This window comes from Paenibacillus sp. 1182 (assembly GCF_017833915.1).
Lineage (GTDB): Bacteria > Bacillota > Bacilli > Paenibacillales > Paenibacillaceae > Paenibacillus > Paenibacillus polymyxa_D.
In genome coordinates, this window is sequence record NZ_JAFICR010000034.1 from 1 (window position 1) to 3,387 (window position 3,387).

Below are 3,387 nucleotides of genomic sequence, written 5' to 3' on the forward strand. Positions count from 1 at the left end.
TTATGACGGCAGCCGTGCAGAACATGAAGAAGATGGCGATCCACCTAGATCGCCTGGAGAAACAGGGGTAACCCCCCCTGCTTCTCCAGAGACCAAAGCATTATGATGTGAAAAAGAAACCCACGTCTCAAAATGACGGGGTTTCTCGACAATCTGAAGGCTGGTTTTTAAACCAGCCTTTTTATTATTGGCTTCCTCCTTGTTCTCCTTCGCCCCCACCTTCGCCGCCCCCACCACCTTGCTTATCGCCGCCTGCACCGCCTTGCTCACCACTTTTTTTCTCAACCTTGGGTTGAAGCTCCTCTTGTACGACGGTTTTGAGTAAATTCATAACCTCAAGTCGGAAAATCGGATTTTGCATGGCATCATGCATGACTGTCATAGATTGTTTGCGATATTCAGGGGTTTTAGTTAAGTCCATATACATTTTGGTTAATTCTGGCGACTTGAGCATTGCTTCAATTGATTTTTGATAAGAAGGGTCTTTTATAAGTTGCATATGAAGCTGTTTGCTTTGGCTGTTGATGGCTTTGGCAAATTCTCCGGCAAAACGCGGATCAGTCATAATCTTTTCGATTTCTTTTTTATATTCAGGTGATATCAAAGTATCTTTGACTGCGATCTTCATCTGTTCAGCCGATTGCATGGGCATAAGCATTTTCATTCCCATGCTGCCACCAGCCCCACCACCAGATCCACCCTCTTCACTGCTTTGACCGGATTGTCCTTCTTTGGATGAACTGTTTTCCCCAGTTAAAGCTTCCTCTACCGCTTTTTTTCCGTCATCACTTTTCAGGATATCGACAACCATCGTTTTCATCTCTTTATAACTGTTCTGGGGGGGCGCAGAACCCTGATCCGAGCCGCATCCACTCAGTGCAACGCCCAGTACGCATACCGTGCTAACAAATCGCAAACGAGTCCAATTCATGGCCGTATTCCTCCTTCATCATGAATGTGGATAGTATGCGGATGAATGGGGAGAAATATGTCGATTTGCTTTTGGTTTTTAGCTGAGAACGATGTAAAATAACTCCTTAAAGACCCAGTGCCTGATCGCGTACCTCTTTGCCTTTTACTGTACCCTGTTGAAGCAGTTCAGATACAGTCACGAATTCATAGCCCTGTGCACGCAACTTGTCGATAATGACGGGCAAGGCTTCATGCGTTTGTTTACAGGAATCACTGGCATGCAGAAGGACGATATCGCCAGGATGCGCTTTATTTACAACACGGTCGATTATGACCTGAGTACCAGGGTTTTTCCAATCCAGGGAATCTGTATCCCACTGAATGGTTTTGTAGCCTAAAGTGCCGGCAACCTGAAGGACCCTTTTATCAAAGTCGCCATTAGGCATACGGATCAACTTCGGGGACTGTCCCGTCAGTTCGGTTAATGTGGTATGAGCAATTGAAATCTGCTTACGAATATCTTCATCGCTTAAGCTACTGTAATTTTCATGTTTATGGCCATGACTGCCGATTTCAAATCCACTTTCTTTAATCTGATTCACAAGCTCTGGATGTGTTTTACTCCAAGGGGCAGAAAGGAAAAAGGTGGACTTGGTCACTTTTTTATCCTCAAGGACTTTTAAGATGGGGGCAGTACGCTTATCCCCCCAACTAATATCAAAGGTGAGAGCGATCAACTTTTTGTCCGTGGGTACACTATAAATAGCGGTTGGTGCTTCCTCGGAAAAAACCGTAACATTATCGGTTTCTACATAAATGACTCCAACGGTAAAGACGGCTGCAGCCATTACGATTAAGAATCGTTTGATTTTTTTACCGTTCAATACATAGAAAAAAGAATTCATGGTTAATAACGCTCCTTTCATCCTAGAAGTGCTTGTTTACTTAAAGCTATGCCGGGGGTTGTCAATTATTCCATTGGACTAATAGGAGGAATTATCAAATGGGACTAAAAGCTTTTTTTCACGATTTACACACGACAAGACGGCTAATTTTTATCTCTGCAATTCTTTTCTGCACAAGTATTATAGTGGGATGGTTAAGTACAGGCACTATTCAATCCATGCTGGCGCAACAAATGAAGGGGCTGGGAGAAGTAGCGCAGCGCTTGCAGAATTCTGAGCATCCACAATGGAGTTTTTTTGTATTTATCTTTTTCAATAATGCAATTAAATGTGTGCTGGTTATATTTATGGGGGCTGTATTTGGAATCGTACCGTTTATATTTTTAATTGTGAACGGCATGGTTTTAGGGTTTGTAGTACACTTGCAGACAGATATGGGAAGAAGTATCTATGAGGTTGTTGTAAAAGGGTTACTGCCTCATGGTGTGATTGAATTGCCAGTTTTGATTATCGCCTGTGCTTTCGGATTGAAGTTCGGAATCAACATAATGTCTACTATAGGTACAAGCATAGGGCTAAAGCGTAAAGAAACTGGCCTGTCGTGGGATGTATTTATGAAACAAACGTTGAGGGTGTCCATATGGTCTGTCATCTTACTGCTTATAGCAGCTGCAATTGAGAGTGGCATAACTTATCGTTTATTGTCACAATAAAATATTATGGCCAATTATTTATATATTTCTTGAAAATTGAACATAACAAAGGGGAGAGCCTAAAGAAAAGGCAAAGATTAATCGGATAAGTTTGAAACCTTAGCAGTTAAGTTTAAAAACAGGTAAAGAATGGAACAATAGTTGAGCAAATATAAGTACTATATAATCTGCTGATAGGGGAGTATGGTCATATGTTGGGAATGCTGTTTAACGAAAAAGAATGCAAGGAACTTGACTACGTTCTTCGTAAGGAGCTAGATGAAATGCTGCTTGATATGAGCGATACTCGATTGGATCAAGATATTCGCTACGCAATCGCACTTCGATATAAAACAGTCTTCCGCATGTATGCCCGTTTCGCACCCGCCAAGGAATTATCAAAATATGCTCGCAGAGGGCGAGTCCCACAAACCAAACAATGAAAAGATAAGGTAGAAATTATATCAGAGATATCAGGAAGTAAACGATTTTAAAAGCTAATACTTTCTGATATCAAAAAAAGTATTGACTCTATTTAATATTCATGGTAAATTAACTTTCGTTCCTTTTTGAAGGATTTGCTCAAAAAAAAGAAATTAAAAAAACTCTTGCAAATCTTAAAAAGAGATGATATATTATAAAAGTCGCCACTGAGACGCGGTGACGAAACAAAGTAAGACATTATGCGAGTTTGATCTTTGAAAACTGAACAACGAGTGAGTACGGATTTTGTTTACAAAATCCAACGCTGAAATTTCGGTACATGCCATCAGGTTGTATGAAATGGAAGCAAACAAGAGATATTTTTATCTCGTCAGTTTCAACATGAGCTTATCGCTCTTTCTATAAACCAGCTTCGGTTGGTCTTTAATGGAGAG

4 protein-coding genes are annotated in these 3,387 nt (G+C 40.9%); 2 read left to right on the forward strand and 2 right to left on the reverse strand.

Features of this window, described 5'->3' with window-relative positions; genetic code table 11:
- Positions 1-184: 184 nt before the first annotated feature.
- Together gerD and pdaB are read right to left on the reverse strand one after the other, a co-directional pair.
- Positions 185-931 carry a spore germination lipoprotein GerD gene (gene gerD, locus JOD82_RS28825; protein ID WP_029517534.1) on the reverse strand — a complete coding sequence of 249 codons (747 nt, stop codon included), beginning with the start codon at positions 929-931 and terminating at the stop codon, positions 185-187.
- Positions 932-1,037: 106 nt separating this feature from the next.
- Positions 1,038-1,817, reverse strand: coding sequence for a polysaccharide deacetylase family sporulation protein PdaB (gene pdaB / locus JOD82_RS28830; RefSeq protein ID WP_023990485.1), 780 nt, complete (start codon positions 1,815-1,817; stop codon positions 1,038-1,040).
- A 98-nt stretch (positions 1,818-1,915) separates the two neighbouring features.
- Here pdaB and JOD82_RS28835 point away from each other — a divergent pair, with 98 nt between their 5' ends.
- Positions 1,916-2,530 carry a stage II sporulation protein M gene (locus JOD82_RS28835; RefSeq protein ID WP_209950384.1) on the forward strand — a complete coding sequence of 205 codons (615 nt, stop codon included), beginning with the start codon at positions 1,916-1,918 and terminating at the stop codon, positions 2,528-2,530.
- A gap of 191 nt (positions 2,531-2,721) precedes the next feature.
- Complete coding sequence (locus JOD82_RS28840) at positions 2,722-2,952, forward strand: hypothetical protein (RefSeq protein WP_013312131.1); 231 nt, start codon at positions 2,722-2,724, stop codon at positions 2,950-2,952.
- The last annotated feature ends 435 nt before the right edge of the window (positions 2,953-3,387 follow it).

Coding starts and splice junctions, on each gene's coding strand:
- gerD (WP_029517534.1), bottom strand. CDS start 931: ATGAATTGGACTCGTTTGCGATTTGTTAGCACGGTATGCGTACTGGGC.
- pdaB (WP_023990485.1), bottom strand. CDS start 1,817: ATGAATTCTTTTTTCTATGTATTGAACGGTAAAAAAATCAAACGATTC.
- JOD82_RS28840 (WP_013312131.1), top strand. CDS start 2,722: ATGTTGGGAATGCTGTTTAACGAAAAAGAATGCAAGGAACTTGACTAC.
- JOD82_RS28835 (WP_209950384.1), top strand. CDS start 1,916: ATGGGACTAAAAGCTTTTTTTCACGATTTACACACGACAAGACGGCTA.